The following is a 15,258-nucleotide window of genomic DNA, read 5'->3' as shown; positions in this document are numbered from 1 at the left end:
TGGGGGCGGCATATATTTTGGCTTACTGGTCCTTACTTTATCCGCAGCCGCCCGGTCGAGGGCGTCATGTTAAGCACTAGGATCGCCGCGGCAGTTTTGTGTAGATTGCACACAATTCCAGAAAACGGGTGTTGGCGTCGGCTTCACCGATGCTGACCCGGATACCCTCGTCACCGAAGGCCCGGACGGAGAGTGCGCGCTCAGCGGCCAGAGCCGCGAACTCGGCGCTGTCGGAGCCCAGGCCAAGCCAGACGAAATTTCCCTGCGCCTCCGGAACGAACCAGCCCAGCTCACGCAGCCCGGCCGTGACCCGGTCACGTTCATTCACCAGGCTTTGTACCCTTTCTACAACCTCGTCGAAATGTGCCAGGGACGTGACGGCGGCGGTTTCGGCAATTTGCGACACCGCAAACGGGGTGGCGGCGACGCGCAGGTGCTGGGTCAGTTCCGGGCCGGAGACGCTGTAGCCCACCCGCAGGCCCGCGAGTCCATGGGCCTTCGAGAAGGTCCGCAGCACCACGACGTTGGGGTATTTGCGGTACATCGCGAGCCCATCGACGGCGTCGGAGTCACGCACGAACTCCTGGTAGGCCTCATCGATCACGACGACGACGTCGGACGGGACGGCGTTGATGAAGCGTTCGGTTTCGGCCGTGGTGAGGACCGGTCCGGTGGGGTTGTTCGGTGTGCACAGCAGGATCAGTCTGGTCCGTGCCGACACTGCCGCTGCCATGGCATCCAGATCATGCCGTCCGTCGCTGGTCAGCGGAATCCGGACGCTTTCGGCCCCGGCGAGGCCAACACAGATGGGATAGGCCTCAAAGGACCGCCAAGCGTAGATTACTTCGTCTGCCTTGCCGTCGTCGTTCTGGCCCGCAAAGGTAACCAGCAGCTGGTTCAGGGCTCCGAGACTGCCGGCACCGGTGACGATGTCGTCCGCGGGAACGTCCAGGAACCCCGCGAGGGCGGTGCGCAGCCTGCTGCTGAGGGGATCCGGGTAGCGGTTGAAGTCGGTCTGGGCTGCAATCGCCTGCTGCACTGCGGGGATCGGCGGCAATGGGTTTTCGTTGGAGGACAGCTTGTAACTGACGAGGCCTTCGACGGGGGCCGGTGGTTTCCCGGCCGCATACCGGGGGAGGCGGTCCACCACCGGGCGCGGCCTGATTTCCCCGGCGGGGTTCTCTGATGAAGTCATGCACCCTAGCCTACTTCTCCGGTCCGTCCCGGCTCCGGAGGATATGACAGCATAAAGCCATGCGCTCTTTCACCGTGCGGGTCATCATCAATGGGCTGGCCCTCTGGATCGCAAGCTGGATCCTTCCGGGGCTGGAGATTTCGACGGCGGCCACCACCGGGGCCGTTGTTGGCAGCGGGATCACCCGGGGCACGGAGACCCTGGGGGTCGTTCTGGCGTATCTCTTCATCGGGCTGATCTTCGGCGTGGTGAACGCCTTTGTGCGCCCCCTGGTCAATCTCCTTTCGCTGCCGCTCACGATCCTGACCCTGGGACTGTTCACGATCATCATTAACGCCGCAATGCTCTCCCTGACGGCGTGGCTCAGCAGCTACACGCCGGTGCAGTTCACCGTCGACTCCTTCTTCTGGACCGCGGTCCTGGCTTCCGTCATTATTTCCGTGATTTCCCTCGTGGTCAGCCGGCTGCCTGGCGCCCGGACACGCTAGGCGCACTGCGCCGGGCTGCCGGTGCCGTGCGCGTCGAACCTGCACGCGGCATCGCTTCGCGCCGGAGCGAGAAACGGGTCACAGTAGCGGCTCCCCCGGCACCCACCACGGCTGCCAGAGCGGCGGTGGATGCCTGGAGGGACGGGTCCCTGCTGGCAGCGACAGCAGCGGCGCCGGCAGCATAGTTCGTCAGCTGGTGCCCAGGGCCAAGGCCGAAGTCCTGCCACGGGGGCATCTCCAGCGGATTAGTCAGCGTCACAGTCACCCTGTCCCTGGTGTCGGCGTTGGGCAGCCCGTCCGCCCCCGGTACCCAGTCATGCTCGTGCTCAAGATGCAGGCTGCTGACCCCTGCCGTGGGCTCGATGGCACCTACCGGGGAACCTGCGGTGAGGACGAACTTGAGATCGAAGTCGGCAGTGAACGCGGGGTCCTGGCTCAGGTTCATGGCGTGGATGCCGCCCTGGCTGTAACCCACGGCGGCTACCGGGTCGCCCGTCTGCGCCCCGGCTTCCCGCAGTGCACGCCGGATGGCCGACGAAGTCTCCGCCGAGCCGTAGCCCAGCCCTTCGACGATGCCTCCGGTATCAAAGGGGTTGGTACCCTCAGGCGCGCCGTCCGGCTGGGTACCGGGGATCACGACCACCCACGCCCGCTGGTCCTCGGTGCCCACGCTGAGCAGTTCGATCTCTCCGTTCGTCCGTCCCACCTCTCCGGCGCGCAGCAGCAGTCCGGCGGGCGTGAGATCCACGTTCCCGGCCTTCATCTCGCTCCCGGCGATACCCACCGGCCGGGGTCGCAAATAGCCGAAACCCGGTGTCGCCGTCACGTCCCGAACGATGCGGCGGACGTCGGTGGGCCCGTTGAGAGCCCCCACAGCCCCGGCCACCGGCGCAGGAATCCCCAGCAGCATGGCGAGCTGCACCGGGGCGCCGGCGATTCCGCGCTCCAACACGTCGCGCACGGAAACCGCCGACGCCCCAAACAAGGGCACCCAACCGATGCCATTCGTTCCGGACGGCACGGCGGGCAGTCCCATCCGAAAGAGCAGGGCGTTGCCGGCTTCGGTGAACTCGTATTCCCGGTGGCTCGCCCTGACCTCGCGGGTGAGTCGCTCAAGCTCGGTCCGGACGCGGAAAACCGCCTGCCCGCCCTCCCCCACAGCAGTGATCGCGTCGCTTCCACTCGCGTAGGAATCAAACTGAAAAGGAAAAAGCGCGCGGCGCAGTGCCTCGGCCTCTACTTCGACCGCTGCCAACTGCCGGACCACGCCGTCGAGGGCCGCGGCTCCGGCGAGCAATTCCTCGAACTGAAAGCTCAGTCCACCCACCCCGCCGCGGATCCGGAGCATACCGTCGTCGGGCGGAGCGGACGGCCGGGGGGCACCGCCCGGATCCCCTCCCCACGGGCGTCCCGGCCCGGCAATCATCGACTCCGACATCAGTAGCCCGGACGACCCGACGACAGCACGACATGTCGCGCATGGCGCAGGACCACCGCGGCGGCGTCCTGCAGCGCGTTCCGGCTGCTGCGCAGTGAGGCGGCCTGAAACGACAAGGCCGTGCGGTAGGCGCGCCCGGCGGGCGACTGCCAGGTCTGGAGTTCCAGCCGGGCCAGTTGCGCCAGCGCGGCGTCCACGTTCTCAGCGCAGGCCGCAACGCGGGACGCCAGTTCCTGCACTTCGCCGCTCCTGGACAAGCAGGCTGAGGCAGCATCGGCGGTCAGGGATTCCAGGCCGGCACCGGCCAATTCGATGGTCATAACAAGGAGGCTAGAGTCCAAGCGGGGCGGGACGAAGCTGCCCGGCCGGCTATGTGGACAACCGGCCAGCTGTCATACGTCCGGGCCCGCTTAGAGCCCGGCTGGTCTTCGTGAAAGAATCGTGGCATGCCTGAATCTGCCGCTACAGCCGCCACCCGCACGCCCTCCGGACGCCTGGCCCTCGCCGCGTCATCACGCCAGATCGCGCTGGGCCCGCTGGACGGCCGCTACCAGCCCGCCGTCGCGCCGTTGGTTGACTACCTGTCCGAGGCTGCTTTGAACCGCGACCGGGTTGCCGTGGAAGTTGAGTGGCTCATCCACCTGACCAGCAACAGCGTCCTACCCGGCGCCGGGCCGCTGACAGCTGACCAGCAGGAGCAGCTCCGCGCCGTCGTCACCGAGTTCGATGCCGAGTCCGTCACGGAACTGGCCGACATTGAAGCCGTGACGGTGCACGACGTCAAGGCCGTCGAGTACTACATCGGCCGCCGCCTGCCCGGCATCGGCATCGAAGGCCTCACTGCGATGGTGCATTTTGGCTGCACCTCGGAGGACATCAACAACCTCTCCTACGCCCTCGGCGTCAAGGGCGCCGTGGAGGACGTGTGGCTGCCCGCCGCCCGTGACCTCGTCGCGCAGATCAGCGCCATGTCCGGAGACAACCGCGCCGTGCCGATGCTCTCGCGCACGCACGGCCAGCCTGCCACGCCTACCACGCTCGGCAAGGAACTGGCCGTGATGGCGCACCGGCTCAACCGCCAGCTGGACCGGATCGCACGCACCGAATACCTCGGCAAGATCAATGGCGCCACCGGAACCTACGCCGCCCACGTCGCCTCCGTTCCGGGCGCCGACTGGGAACTCGTCGCGAAAACCTTCGTCGAGGGCCTGGGCCTGGCCTGGAACCCGCTGACCACGCAGATCGAAAGCCACGACTGGCAGGCGGAGCTCTACGCCGACATCGCCCGCTTCAACCGCATCCTGCACAACGTCTGCACGGACATCTGGAGCTACATCTCGATCGGCTACTTCGTGCAAATCCCGGTCGCCGGCGCTACCGGTTCGTCCACCATGCCGCACAAGGTCAACCCGATCCGCTTCGAAAACGCCGAGGCCAACCTGGAAATCTCCTCCGGCCTGCTGGACGTGCTGGGATCCACCCTGGTCACCTCACGCTGGCAGCGCGACCTCACTGATTCTTCCTCCCAGCGCAACATCGGTGTCGCCTTCGGCCACTCGCTGCTGGCCATCTCCAACGTGGCCAAGGGCCTGGACCGCCTGAAGGTCGCCGAGGACGTACTGGCCGCCGATCTGGACACCAACTGGGAAGTCCTCGGCGAGGCGATCCAGATGGTCATGCGCGCCGAGGCCATCGCCGGCGTCGACGGGATGGAAAACCCCTACGAGCGGCTGAAGGATCTGACCCGCGGACAGCGCGTCAACGCCGCCCGGATGCAGGAGTTCGTTGGGGAGCTGGGCCTCTCCGCCGAGGCCCGGGACCGCCTGCTGACGCTTACCCCGGGCACGTACATCGGCATCGCGGACAAGCTGGTGGACCACCTGGCATGAGGCTCCTGCTCATCCGCCACGGCCAGACGCCCGGGAACGTCCTCGGTCAGCTGGATACGGCCCATCCGGGCCCCGGGCTGACCGAGCTCGGGGAGCGGCAGGCCGCCGCCCTGGCCCGGTCGCTGGCGGATGAGCCGATCGGCTCGCTGTATGCCTCCACGCTGATCCGCACCCAGATTACGGCCAGGCCACTGGCCACCGTGCGGGGGCCTCGCCGTCGAGGTTCTGGAAGGGTTGCACGAAATCGAGGCCGGGTCGCTCGAGAAGCTCACCGACCGCGAGTCCCACATGCGTTACGTCGGCACTGTGTTTGCCTGGGCGGCCGGCGACCTCGACCGCAGGATGCCGGCGGGGCCCAACGGCCACGACTTCTTTGCGCGCTTTGACGCTTCAATTGCCAGCGTGGTGGCGGCTGCGGCATCCGGTGATCCGGGCGCTGTTGCCATTGTCAGCCACGGCGCCGCCATCCGGGTCTGGACGGGTCTTAGGGCCGCCAATATCGAGCCCGGCTTCGCCGCCCGGCACATGCTGGCCAATACCGGCATCGTCGCGCTCGAGGGCGACCCCGATGCCGGCTGGCGGCTCATTCATTGGGATGACAGCCCTGTGGGCGGGCTGGCGCTGGCGGATCCGACGGCGAAAGACCCCACCGGCGGCCCTGCCTAGCCGACCCCGCCGAACCCGGAGTTCTTCGAACGCTTACGCACAGGTAACACGGTCGAAACCGGAGCTGCATAGCCTTAAGTGGCATAACCCTACGGCGAATCGAGGCAGCCATGCAGACCAACCCCCGGCTCAATATCCGGCAGGTCACGTGGTCCAACCCTGTGGGTGCGGACCTTCGGGCCGCCCAGCAGGCCGAGCTCGACGCCAGGTTCGGCTCGAGCGACCACGAACCCGGGCCGCCGCCGTCGGAGGCCGACGTTGCGGTCTTCCTGGTCGCGTACGACAAGGCGTCTGGCCAGCCGGTGGGATGCGGCGGGCTCCGGATCCTGAACGAGCACACGGCCGAGATTAAGAGGCTTTACGTCCTGCCGTATACCCGGGGATCAGGTGTTGCGAGTTCGGTCCTGGCGGCCCTGGAAGCGCAGGCCTATGCCCTGGGCATCCGGACAATCACCGCCGAGGCAGGCTCTGCCCAGACTGACGGCAGGAAGTTTTACGAGGCCGCGGGTTTCGGCCCCGTGCCGAACTTCGGCCCCTATGCCGGTGTGGAGCATTCGTACTGTTACTCCAAGCCCATCGACTCGCACAGTGCCGCGCACACGGCGATGGCCTGACGCCGTGCTCCCGTCATACTCGGACTGCTGCGGCGCCGTCGGCTAGCCTCACACTATGGAATCGGCTGACATCACCTTCCGCACCCGTAAATGGGTGCGCCCCGAGGACCTCAATGCCAACGGAACACTGTTCGGCGGCAGCCTGCTGAAATGGATTGACGAGGAAGCGGCGATCTACGCGATCCTGCAGCTGGGAAACGGCCGGGCCGTGACCAAGTACATCTCCGAGATCAACTTTGTCAGCTCCGCCGTTCAAGGCGACCTGATTGAGATGGGCCTTAGGGCGACTCGCTTTGGCCGGACGTCCATGACGATGCGTGCCGAAGTCCGGAACATGATCACGCGCCAGAGCATCCTCACGATTGAGGAAATCGTCTTCGTGAACCTCAGCCCGGCGGGAACGCCGGAACCCCACGGCTACAGCGAGATCACCTATGACCGGGACCGGATTCCCACGCACCACCTGACCGACACTCTGCAGCAGGATTAGCCGCGCGGATCCCCGGACTCAGGCGGCCCAGAACTCATCGCTCTTAGCCGTGTCCTCAATGAACTCCTGGCCCGCGGTGATCCTGCCGTCCCGGATTTCGAAGGCGATGGCGACGTCCAGGTCCATGCTCCGCCCGTTGTTTTCGGCGCTGTTGTGCTGAATCCCCACGGTGTGTCTGTCCCCGCCCACGATGTCCAGAATATCGACTTTCAAGGTCCCGGCCGAGCGGGCTCCCAGCTCGCCGAAGTAGGCCAGCACGGCGTCCCGCCCCTGCTTGGTCCCCGACAGCACGTTGTTGCCGGCAACATGCCAGACTGCGTCCTCAGCGAAGATCTCGGTGAGAGTCGCCATATCCCCTGCGTTGAAAGCCTCGTAGCCCCTCCGGACCAGGTCAACGTTCTCTGTTGTTCCCATCTCGGACACCTCTTTGTCCACACCGCCGATTCAAGTTTGACGGCTTAAGGCTAGTCCCGGAGCATGCGCCTGTCGATGGGAAATGCTTATGCATCCCCGCCTGCCGGGCCCGGGATGGTGGCATGCCCGCCGCAGCATCATGCGACCGAACGGGATCCGGCCGGCACCTAGATGGTAGCGTTTAACGTTTGATTGACGCCGATGCCCGGCCTGGCATCAGCCAGCGGAAATACAACAACGGCACACCGGAGGTTCCCCCATGCTCAGAGGATTCAAGGATTTCATCCTGCGCGGCAACGTCATCGAATTATCGATTGCGGTGGTCGTCGGTACCGCCTTCACTGGGCTGGTCGGCGCCTTCACGGCGAACATCGTCAACCCGGTCATCGCGGCTGCCGGCGGCGTCGAGAACAATGGCCTGGGGTTCTACATCTGGCCAGGCAACGCGAAGACCTTCGTCAACATCGGCGCGGTCATTACCGCCTTCGTCACCTTCCTGATCACGGCCGCCGTCGTTTACTTCCTCTTCGTGGCGCCAATGAACCGGATAAATCGAATGGTCAAGAACCGCCTGGCGGCGGAAGAACCGGACGAACAGCCGCTGCCGGCCGACACCGCGCTGCTGGCCGAGATCCGTGATCTGCTGGCCCGGCAGGCCGGGCCCGCTGACGGTGCCCGGCGGGGCGCCGGTGAGCCTTCGGACGAAGGGTCGGACGATCCCGCGGACCAGCGTGAACTGCTGGATGAGCGGCGCCGCTAGCCCTGAAACCAGGCTGCGCTGTTCCGTAGCCGTCACCCTCGGCAACGCCCCGGAAACAGCGGTCCGCCACACTGGGAACATAATGCCCACAGTGCAGGCCCCTGCCGCTGCCGCTGCCGAGATGAGTTGCGACGCTTGCGGGCAGATGCCCGAACCCTCCAAGACCCGGCTGACCCTGGCCAATATCGCTGTGATGCTGCCGATCGAACTGCTCGTGCACGCGGCGGTGGTGGAGACCCACCTCCCCTATGTGGGCAAGGTCCTGGTCCTCACCCTGACCGCATCTATCCTAGTGATCTGGGTCGCGGAGCCGTCGGCCGCGCGGATGCTGCGAAGCTGGCTGCACGCCCCTGCCTTGCGCCACCGGCGGAAACTGGTCGCGGCGCCTTCGTTGTGGCGGGCCCGGACCAAGGTAAAGGACCGGCCCGGGTCGCTTCAGAAGCTCACACTGGCCCTGGCTGAGCTGGACACGAATATCCTCACGATCCATGTCCACCCGGTAGCAGGAGGGGTCCTGGACGAGTTTGTGCTGGCGGCGCCGGGAAAGCTCAGCGAAGGCCAGCTTCTCCGTGCCCTGCGGGCCGGCGGCGGCACGGATCCGCATGTCTGGCCGACGACGGCGCTGGCGATGGCTGACGGCCAGACCGGCGCCCTGAGCCTCGCAGCCAGGATTGCCGCCAACCCGATGGAGCTGCCTTTGGCCGTCGCCGAGCTGCTCCGGGCACGGATTGTCGACGGACCTGATTCGGGGGACCCCGGAACCCGGATTCCGATGGACGGATGTCCGGGAGACCTGGCCGCCGGAACCATCTTGAAGATTCCGACGGCCTGGCATGGACCACTGACGTTCTCGCGTCCCGGGGAGCCGTTCACTCCGGCCGAGTCGGCGCGCGCACACCGGCTCGCGGAAATCGCCGAGATCCTGGCGTACCGCGCCGCCTCGCAGGCAGATCCTGGCTGATCCGTTCCCGGTGACCTGCGTCAGGCCGCGGCGGTCACCCAGATTGTCAGGGCATCGGGTTCCACGGTGACCTTAAGATGCTTGGCCTTGCCGAGCGTGTCGCCGTCGAGCTGGAATTCCTGCGCCTGTTCCAGGTCTAGTTCCGCGGATTTCCCGGAAAAGAACTCAACCGAACTGTTCTTGCGGTTTCGGTTGAACACGCCGGCGAGGACGGTGAACCAGCCGAAACGGCCGGCGGGGGACATGACCACGACGTCGAGAATGCCGTCGTCGATCTTGGCGTCGGGAAAAATCTCGACGCCGCCCATGATCTTGCCGCAGTTTCCGACCATTACGCTGCGGATCCGTCGCCGGACTGCGGGCTGGCCTTCGATGCGGACAGTGGCCTTGACGGGCCTGCCGGGCAGGTTCCGGATCCCGGCGTCAACGTAGGCAAGCCAGCCGACCCTGTCCTTGAGTTCTTCATTGGTGTTCGCCATGATGGCGGCGTCGAAGCCCAATCCGGCCATAACAAGGAACCGTTGGCTCTCCTCTGCGTGGTCCAGGACGGCGGAAATGACGTCGACCTTTTTGGCCGTACCGGTCAGCACCCCTCGGCCGGCGGCCAGGGGGTCGGTGATGTCGATCCCCAGGTTGCGTGCCAGCAGGTTGCCGGTGCCCAGCGGCATTAGCCCCAGCGGCGTCCCGGTGCCCGCAAGGACATCCGCAGCGAAGCGGACGGTTCCGTCGCCGCCGGCCGCGATGACGACGTCGACGCCGGCTTCGAGTGCCTCACGCGCCTGGCCTGTGCCCGGGTCCTCTACTGTCGTCTCCAGCCACAGGGGCTCCGCCCACCCCGCCTCCTCAAACAGTTGGAGTACGTCGGCCTTGAAGTCCCCTTCGGGGGCCTTCATCGGGTTGATGACGATGGCGGCGCGTTTGGATCGCGCGGCGCTGTTCTCTGGCATAGCGTCCTTCGGGCAGTGGGGGCGGGAAGTCGTCCGTGCTGAATCCTAGCGGCAGTCAGCCACAGACGGTAGCAACTAGGCCGCACGCATGGACGTTCCGTCCAACCGCTCACTAGACTGGCCATGCCTATGTACTGGAGATACCGGCCTTTCCTGGCCGGTGTCCGGATACCTTTCCGGGCGCCACGCGCCGTGCGCGCTCCAGAAGCCGAAAGCGGGGATTATATGACCGAATCCGAAAACTACTCAGCCGAGGCCGAGGCATCCAGCATGGATCCCCATGATTGGGGCCGGGCCATGGCGCTGGCGGTCACGCGGCTGGCCGAACAATTAGCACCTGAAGACAGCGAAGACATCCACGCGGCATTGGTCGGCAAGGACCTGTGCCTTACCATCACTGACGATGTCGAAGGGGTCGTCATTAAGGTCTCGACCGCCCCCGGCGCGGGCTGAGGCCGCTGCCGGGGATTTTCCTCGACACGCGTCCGGGTCGACGGTAGACATAGGTGATGACTACCCTCGGGTTTCACGCCTCCCACGAGCAGATCGGTCCGGGCCAGCTCCTCAAGGACGTCCAGCTGGCAGAGCAGGCCGGGTTCGACGCGGCCATGTGCTCGGACCACATTGAACCGTGGTCGGAGCGTCAGGGCCATTCCGGCTTCGCATGGTCGTGGCTGGGTGCCGCCCTCGCCACGACACAACTGCGCTTCGGCGTCGTGACAGCGCCCGGCCAGCGCTACCACCCCGTCATCATCGCGCATGCCTCGGCCACGCTGGCCGACATGTTCCCGGGCCGTTTCTGGCTGGCGCCGGGAAGCGGTGAGTACATGAACGAGCACGTGACCGGCGAGGTATGGCCGGACAAGGCGACGAGGCAACAACGCCTCGAGGAGTCCGTGCAGATCATCCGTGAACTCCATGACGGCAAGGAAGTGACCCGGGCCGGTCTGATCACCGTTCAACAGGCCAGGATCTGGGACGCTCCCGCCATTACGCCCCCTTTGATCGCTCCGGCCATCAGCGTGGCGACCGCACGCCGCGCTGCAGCGTGGGCGGACGGACTGGTGACCATTAACCAGCCCGCTTCGAAGCTGAAAGAAATGCTGGCCGCGTACCGCGACGCGGGCGGCCGGGGCAAAGCCGTGTTGCAGGTGCCCTTGTCCTGGGCCCCGACGGAGCAGGACGCCCTGGCCATTGCCATGGACCAGTGGCGCACCAACGTTTTCCCTCCGCCGATCCCGTGGGATCTTCCGACGGCGGCCCATTTCGACGGCGTCAGCACCGGCGTCGGCGAAGACCTGGTGCGGCAGAGCGTCAACATTTCCGCGGATCCTGGCCGGCACGCCCAGTGGCTTGCTGACTACGTTGATCTCGGCTTCGAGGAGCTCTATCTGCACTTCGTCGGGCAGAAGCAGGCCCCGTTCATCGAGACGTTTTCCGGCCAGGTCCTCCCGCAACTGCGGCAGGGCAGCACCGGGCTGCCGGAGGGGATGGTCGTATGAGTATCGCCGAGACTTCCGATCTATGGTGGAAAAACGCCGTCATCTACTGCCTCGATCCGGAAACGTTCTTCGACGGCGACGGTGACGGCACCGGAGACTTCAGCGGTCTGATTCAGCGCGTGGACTACCTTGCCGCCCTGGGCGTGACCTGCATCTGGTTGATGCCGTTTTATCCCACGCCGGACCGGGACGATGGCTACGACGTCACCGATATGTACGGCGTGGACCGCCGGCTGGGCACGCTGGGCGATGTGGTGGAGTTCATCCGCACCGCGAAAGACCGCGGCATGCGCGTCATCGCGGACTTTGTCGTCAACCACACTTCCGATCGGCACCCTTGGTTCGTGGAGTCGCGGAAATCCTTGGACAACCCCTACCGGGACTATTACGTCTGGCGGGACGACACGCCTCCGGACACCTCCGACGAGGTTGTATTTCCCGGCGAGGAGTCGTCGATCTGGACCCGGGACCAGCCCACCGGGGAGTGGTACCTGCACATGTTCGCCAAACATCAGCCGGACCTGAACGTGGCCAACCCGAAGGTCCGGGACGAGATCGCGAAATCAATGGGATTCTGGCTGCAGCTGGGCATCGACGGCTTCCGGCTGGACGCCGTACCGTTTTTCCTGGAGCTTCGCGGCGCACCGGAAGACAAGGCCGCACGGATCGACCCGCACGAATATCTCGCCGCCCTCCGCAGCTTCCTTAACCGCCGCAATGGCAGCGGGGTGCTGCTGGGCGAGGTCAATCTCCCGTATAAGGACCAGTTGAAATACTTCGGCGGACCGGAAGGGAACGAATTGAACATGCAGTTCGATTTCCTGTCCATGCAGATGATGTATTTGTCCCTGGCGCGTGAAGATGCCCGACCACTGGCCACGAACCTCAAATCCCGGCCAAAGATCCACCCGGACAACCAATGGGCCATGTTCGTCCGCAACCACGATGAGCTGACCTTGGATAAACTCAGTGACACCGAGCGCGAAGAGGTCTTCGCCGCTTTCGGCCCGGACGAGAACATGCAGATGTACGGCCGCGGCCTGCGCCGCCGGCTGCCCACCATGCTCAGCGGCGACCCAGCCCGGATCCGTATGGTCTACTCCCTGATGTTCTCCCTGCCGGGGACACCGGTTCTCTTCTACGGTGAGGAGATCGGAATGGGCGAGGACCTCCGGGCGGAAGGCCGATCGGCGGTACGGTCGCCGATGCAGTGGAGCAGTGCCGAGAACGGGGGCTTCTCCACGGCCCCGGCGAAGGACCTGGTGGCCCAGCCGGTCGACGGTTCGTTCGGGCCGGAGTTCATCAACGTGGCGTCGGCGAAGCGGGAGCCGGGCTCGCTGTGGAACTTCGTGGCAACCCTGATCCAGCGCTACCGTGAAAGTCCCGAACTCGGCTGGGGTGACTTTGAGCTCCTTAAACAACCCTCAGCGCAGGTGTTGCTGCACCGCTCGACCTGGTCGGGTTCGACGGTAGTTCTGGCGCACAATTTCGGAGCGGAACGCACCTCCGTGTCAGCGTCTGTGACCGGGGCAGGAACCGCGAAGCAGGGTCTCGCGGGCGCCTATCTTGAGGATCTTTTGGGCGGCGAGGACGTTCCTTTCGACGACGACGGCAACGTCCGGTTCGAACTGGACCGCTACGGCTACCGCTGGTTCCGCGTCCACCGTCCGGAAAATCTGAAGTTGGTCTAGCCAAAGCGGCAACCGCCCCCGCCGGAACGCTTACGCAACGCTAACCGGGACGAAACGCAGCGGCAACATTGGCGCGGCACACTGGAAGTACCGGCAAGAGCAGGCACCGCTCCCGTCCAGGAGGGCCCCCGCCATGTTGAAGGAATCCAAAGCCCATGTAACCCGTATCCGAGCCCTGGATCAGCTCCACCGCGGCGATGAAATTGAAGCCCGCCTGCGGGTGGGACCTAACTACGACGACGTCGTGATCCGCCGTGGCAGCGTGCAGGAAACGGCCCCGGGAATCGGCGTGGTCTGGATCCTGGACCGCCTGTCCGGGATGCGCAAGGCCATCAACGCCGATGAATGCTCGGTTTGGCGCGTCGCCTGAGCCGTCAGCCGCCGGCGACGGATTGGATGATCAGGACTTCGCGTCCAGGGGCAATCTCCGTCTGCAGGCCCTGCAGACGCCGGATCTCCTGCCCATTGACGTATATATTCACATAACGGCGCACGGCTCCGGTTTCGTCCCGCAATCGCCGAGCGAGGGCGGGGTACCTTCCCGTCACCGAATCCAGCATTGATTCCACCGTCACCGCCTCGTGTGCGGGCGCAGTCAGGATGGACTGCCCGCCAGCGAGCGGTTGAAGGACGCTGGGCAGCACAACGCTGACGATACTTGCAGCCGCGCTGCCTTCATGGGACCTCATGACGTCATTGGGGGCGGGCATGAGGTGCCGTCACGGCTTCACAGCGGACGCCGCAGCGGGGAAGGCGGCGGCGCGGACGCACAGCACGTCGGGAAGGTGCGAGGCGATCTCCGAGAAGTGCCCGCCCTCGTCGTCGCTGGCAAAAACGCTGCCGCCGCGCGTCCCGAAATACACGCCGGCGGGTTCGACCGAATCGACGCAGGCGGCATCACGCAGGACCGAGTTATAGTCACGGTCCGGAAGCCCCGCGTCCAGCTGTGTCCATGTTTCGCCGGCGTCGTCGGTCCGGTGGACGGCCAGCCGGCCGCCTGGCGGAATTCTTTCACCGTCTGCCTTCAATGGGATCACCCACGCGGTGCCCGCCCTCCGCGGGTGCGTGAGCATCACAAAACCAAAGTCGGCGGGCAGCCCGGCGGCGATTGACGTCCACGTCTCCGCGTCGTTGTCGCTGCGGTAAACGCCGTGGTGGTTTTGCGCGTACAACCGGCCGTCGACGGCGGCGTCCGCGGCGATCTTATGGACGCACTGGCCGAACTCGGGGTCCGGATCCGGCATGAAGTAAGCGGAAATTCCGGCGTTGCGGGGCACCCAGGAGGTTCCGCCGTCGAGCGAGGAGTACACGCCGCCGGTGCTCATCGCGACGTGCACCTTTTCCCCGCTGTGATCAACGAGGATGGAGTGCGCAGCCGCTCCGCCATACCCGGCACCCCATTCGCTGCGGTGCGGGTGGTCCCAGAGACCCCGGTTGAGCTCAAAGTGTTCCCCGCCGTCGGTCGACTTCCAGACCGATATCGGCTCGCAGCCGGCCCACACCACGTCGGGGCGGGAGTCGGAGTCCGGGTGGATCTGCCAGATGCGTTCCAAAGCGGCATCGGTGTTTTGCGGGAAGCGGATGGCGCCCTGTTCAGGCTCGGTCCAGGTCGCCCCGAGGTCGTCCGAATGGACAACGGTAGGCCCCCAGTGTTCCGAACGTACTCCCACCAGCAGGCGGGTACGCCCACTTCGGGTGTCGATGCCGATGCTGGGGATCTCGCTCATCAGGAAATGCGGCCCGGTCAGCGTCCAGTCTTTACGGTCCTGGCTCGTGGCCAGCCAAAGCCCCTTTTTGGTCCCAATCGCGACAATGTGAGTATGTGCGGTCACCATGCCCACCATGAAATCACCGCTGCCGGGCAGCCGCAAGGACTTTTTGTTGCGCCAGCCAGCGCTCCGGCGCGGGCTCACGTGTCTGCCAGTCCAGGGCCTGCCCGGGTTTCAGTCCACAAATTCCGACTGCGTTTCGATGAAGTCCCAGTCGGCCGGAGTCAGCACTTCCGCTGCGGCGCCGGGCCCCGGCCCCCCGGCTGCGGCGATATGGTTGAGCACGAACGGCGGAACTTCGGTGGCACGCAGGTTTTCCCGCAGCCACTCCTTTGATGCCAGTTCCAGATCCAGCCACCACATGAAAATCTCCACGGCGGTCACCTCTTCCTTTCTGCTTCAACGTTATGCCCCGGATCGTCGTGCAGGAAGAC

General features: G+C 65.5%; 18 protein-coding genes and 1 pseudogene. 11 read left to right on the top strand and 8 right to left on the bottom strand.

All coding sequences use genetic code 11. From position 1 onward, the window contains the following. Positions 1 to 76: 76 nt before the first annotated feature. Positions 77 to 1,195 carry a histidinol-phosphate transaminase gene (locus tag KY499_RS12265; protein WP_219885499.1) on the bottom strand — a complete coding sequence of 373 codons (1,119 nt, stop codon included), beginning with the start codon at positions 1,193 to 1,195 and terminating at the stop codon, positions 77 to 79. A 59-nt stretch (positions 1,196 to 1,254) separates the two neighbouring features. Here KY499_RS12265 and KY499_RS12260 point away from each other — a divergent pair, with 59 nt between their 5' ends. Then, entirely contained in the window at positions 1,255 to 1,683 is a 429-nt protein-coding gene (locus KY499_RS12260) for a phage holin family protein (RefSeq protein WP_123253867.1), read from the top strand. Here KY499_RS12260 and KY499_RS12255 read toward each other — a convergent pair. Together KY499_RS12255 and KY499_RS12250 are read right to left on the bottom strand one after the other, a co-directional pair. After that, positions 1,652 to 3,121 (bottom strand): hypothetical protein, encoded by a 1,470-nt coding sequence (locus tag KY499_RS12255; RefSeq protein WP_219885498.1) that lies wholly within the window; start codon positions 3,119 to 3,121, stop codon positions 1,652 to 1,654. The genes KY499_RS12260 and KY499_RS12255 overlap by 32 nt on opposite strands. Then, a complete protein-coding gene (locus tag KY499_RS12250) occupies positions 3,121 to 3,441 on the bottom strand; it encodes a hypothetical protein (protein WP_219885497.1) in 321 nt (106 codons plus the stop codon). The genes KY499_RS12255 and KY499_RS12250 overlap by 1 nt, the downstream gene beginning before the upstream one ends. 126 nt (positions 3,442 to 3,567) lie before the next feature. Here KY499_RS12250 and purB point away from each other — a divergent pair, with 126 nt between their 5' ends. The 4 genes and pseudogenes from purB to KY499_RS12230 all read left to right on the top strand — a co-directional run bounded on the left by purB (position 3,568) and on the right by KY499_RS12230 (position 6,780). Next, entirely contained in the window at positions 3,568 to 5,010 is a 1,443-nt protein-coding gene (purB, locus tag KY499_RS12245; RefSeq protein WP_219885496.1) for an adenylosuccinate lyase, read from the top strand. Further along, positions 5,007 to 5,676: pseudogene (locus KY499_RS12240) on the top strand (histidine phosphatase family protein). The gene purB and the pseudogene KY499_RS12240 overlap by 4 nt, the downstream one beginning before the upstream one ends. Positions 5,677 to 5,786: 110 nt before the next feature. Next, positions 5,787 to 6,290: a GNAT family N-acetyltransferase gene (locus KY499_RS12235; protein ID WP_219885495.1), complete on the top strand. Its 504-nt coding sequence runs from the start codon at positions 5,787 to 5,789 to the stop codon at positions 6,288 to 6,290. 55 nt (positions 6,291 to 6,345) lie between these two features. Beyond that, a complete protein-coding gene (locus KY499_RS12230; RefSeq protein WP_123253873.1) occupies positions 6,346 to 6,780 on the top strand; it encodes an acyl-CoA thioesterase in 435 nt (144 codons plus the stop codon). An 18-nt stretch (positions 6,781 to 6,798) separates the two neighbouring features. Here the strand turns inward: KY499_RS12230 and KY499_RS12225 are convergent, their stop codons facing one another. Continuing rightward, the gene (locus KY499_RS12225; protein WP_123253904.1) at positions 6,799 to 7,194 is read right to left on the bottom strand and encodes a nuclear transport factor 2 family protein; all 396 of its coding nucleotides are present in this window, start codon (positions 7,192 to 7,194) and stop codon (positions 6,799 to 6,801) included. Positions 7,195 to 7,453: 259 nt separating this feature from the next. On the opposite strand from KY499_RS12225, the gene mscL reads away from it, so the two are divergent. Both mscL and KY499_RS12215 read left to right on the top strand, forming a co-directional pair. Continuing rightward, positions 7,454 to 7,954: a large conductance mechanosensitive channel protein MscL gene (gene mscL / locus KY499_RS12220; RefSeq protein WP_219885494.1), complete on the top strand. Its 501-nt coding sequence runs from the start codon at positions 7,454 to 7,456 to the stop codon at positions 7,952 to 7,954. A gap of 82 nt (positions 7,955 to 8,036) precedes the next feature. Beyond that, on the top strand, positions 8,037 to 8,915 hold the full coding sequence (locus KY499_RS12215) for an amino acid-binding protein (protein WP_219885493.1): 879 nt from the start codon (positions 8,037 to 8,039) through the stop codon (positions 8,913 to 8,915). Positions 8,916 to 8,935: 20 nt separating this feature from the next. Here the strand turns inward: KY499_RS12215 and KY499_RS12210 are convergent, their stop codons facing one another. After that, a complete protein-coding gene (locus KY499_RS12210; protein WP_219885492.1) occupies positions 8,936 to 9,862 on the bottom strand; it encodes a diacylglycerol kinase family protein in 927 nt (308 codons plus the stop codon). Positions 9,863 to 10,087: 225 nt separating this feature from the next. Here KY499_RS12210 and KY499_RS12205 point away from each other — a divergent pair, with 225 nt between their 5' ends. From KY499_RS12205 to KY499_RS12190, 4 genes are all read left to right on the top strand, one after another. Continuing rightward, positions 10,088 to 10,315, top strand: coding sequence for a hypothetical protein (locus tag KY499_RS12205; protein ID WP_219885491.1), 228 nt, complete (start codon positions 10,088 to 10,090; stop codon positions 10,313 to 10,315). A 56-nt stretch (positions 10,316 to 10,371) separates the two neighbouring features. Continuing rightward, positions 10,372 to 11,364, top strand: coding sequence for a TIGR03885 family FMN-dependent LLM class oxidoreductase (locus tag KY499_RS12200; RefSeq protein ID WP_219885490.1), 993 nt, complete (start codon positions 10,372 to 10,374; stop codon positions 11,362 to 11,364). Continuing rightward, entirely contained in the window at positions 11,361 to 13,055 is a 1,695-nt protein-coding gene (locus KY499_RS12195; protein ID WP_219885489.1) for an alpha-amylase family protein, read from the top strand. Before KY499_RS12200 ends, KY499_RS12195 begins: the two co-directional genes overlap by 4 nt. Before the next feature lie 133 nt (positions 13,056 to 13,188). Then, complete coding sequence (locus KY499_RS12190; protein WP_123253880.1) at positions 13,189 to 13,425, top strand: hypothetical protein; 237 nt, start codon at positions 13,189 to 13,191, stop codon at positions 13,423 to 13,425. A gap of 4 nt (positions 13,426 to 13,429) precedes the next feature. Here KY499_RS12190 and KY499_RS12185 read toward each other — a convergent pair whose 3' ends face one another. The 3 genes from KY499_RS12185 to KY499_RS12175 all read right to left on the bottom strand — a co-directional run bounded on the left by KY499_RS12185 (position 13,430) and on the right by KY499_RS12175 (position 15,199). Beyond that, complete coding sequence (locus tag KY499_RS12185; RefSeq protein WP_123253905.1) at positions 13,430 to 13,744, bottom strand: MoaD/ThiS family protein; 315 nt, start codon at positions 13,742 to 13,744, stop codon at positions 13,430 to 13,432. A gap of 30 nt (positions 13,745 to 13,774) precedes the next feature. Continuing rightward, complete coding sequence (locus tag KY499_RS12180; RefSeq protein ID WP_219886997.1) at positions 13,775 to 14,899, bottom strand: glycoside hydrolase; 1,125 nt, start codon at positions 14,897 to 14,899, stop codon at positions 13,775 to 13,777. Between the two features lie 99 nt (positions 14,900 to 14,998). Beyond that, positions 14,999 to 15,199: a hypothetical protein gene (locus KY499_RS12175; protein WP_123253907.1), complete on the bottom strand. Its 201-nt coding sequence runs from the start codon at positions 15,197 to 15,199 to the stop codon at positions 14,999 to 15,001. Between the last annotated feature and the right edge of the window lie 59 nt (positions 15,200 to 15,258).

The organism is Arthrobacter sp. PAMC25284, from assembly GCF_019443425.1.
Taxonomy (GTDB): domain Bacteria; phylum Actinomycetota; class Actinomycetes; order Actinomycetales; family Micrococcaceae; genus Arthrobacter; species Arthrobacter oryzae_A.
The sequence above is the reverse complement of the archived record's forward strand: the minus strand, read 5'-3'. Positions and strand labels throughout refer to the sequence as shown.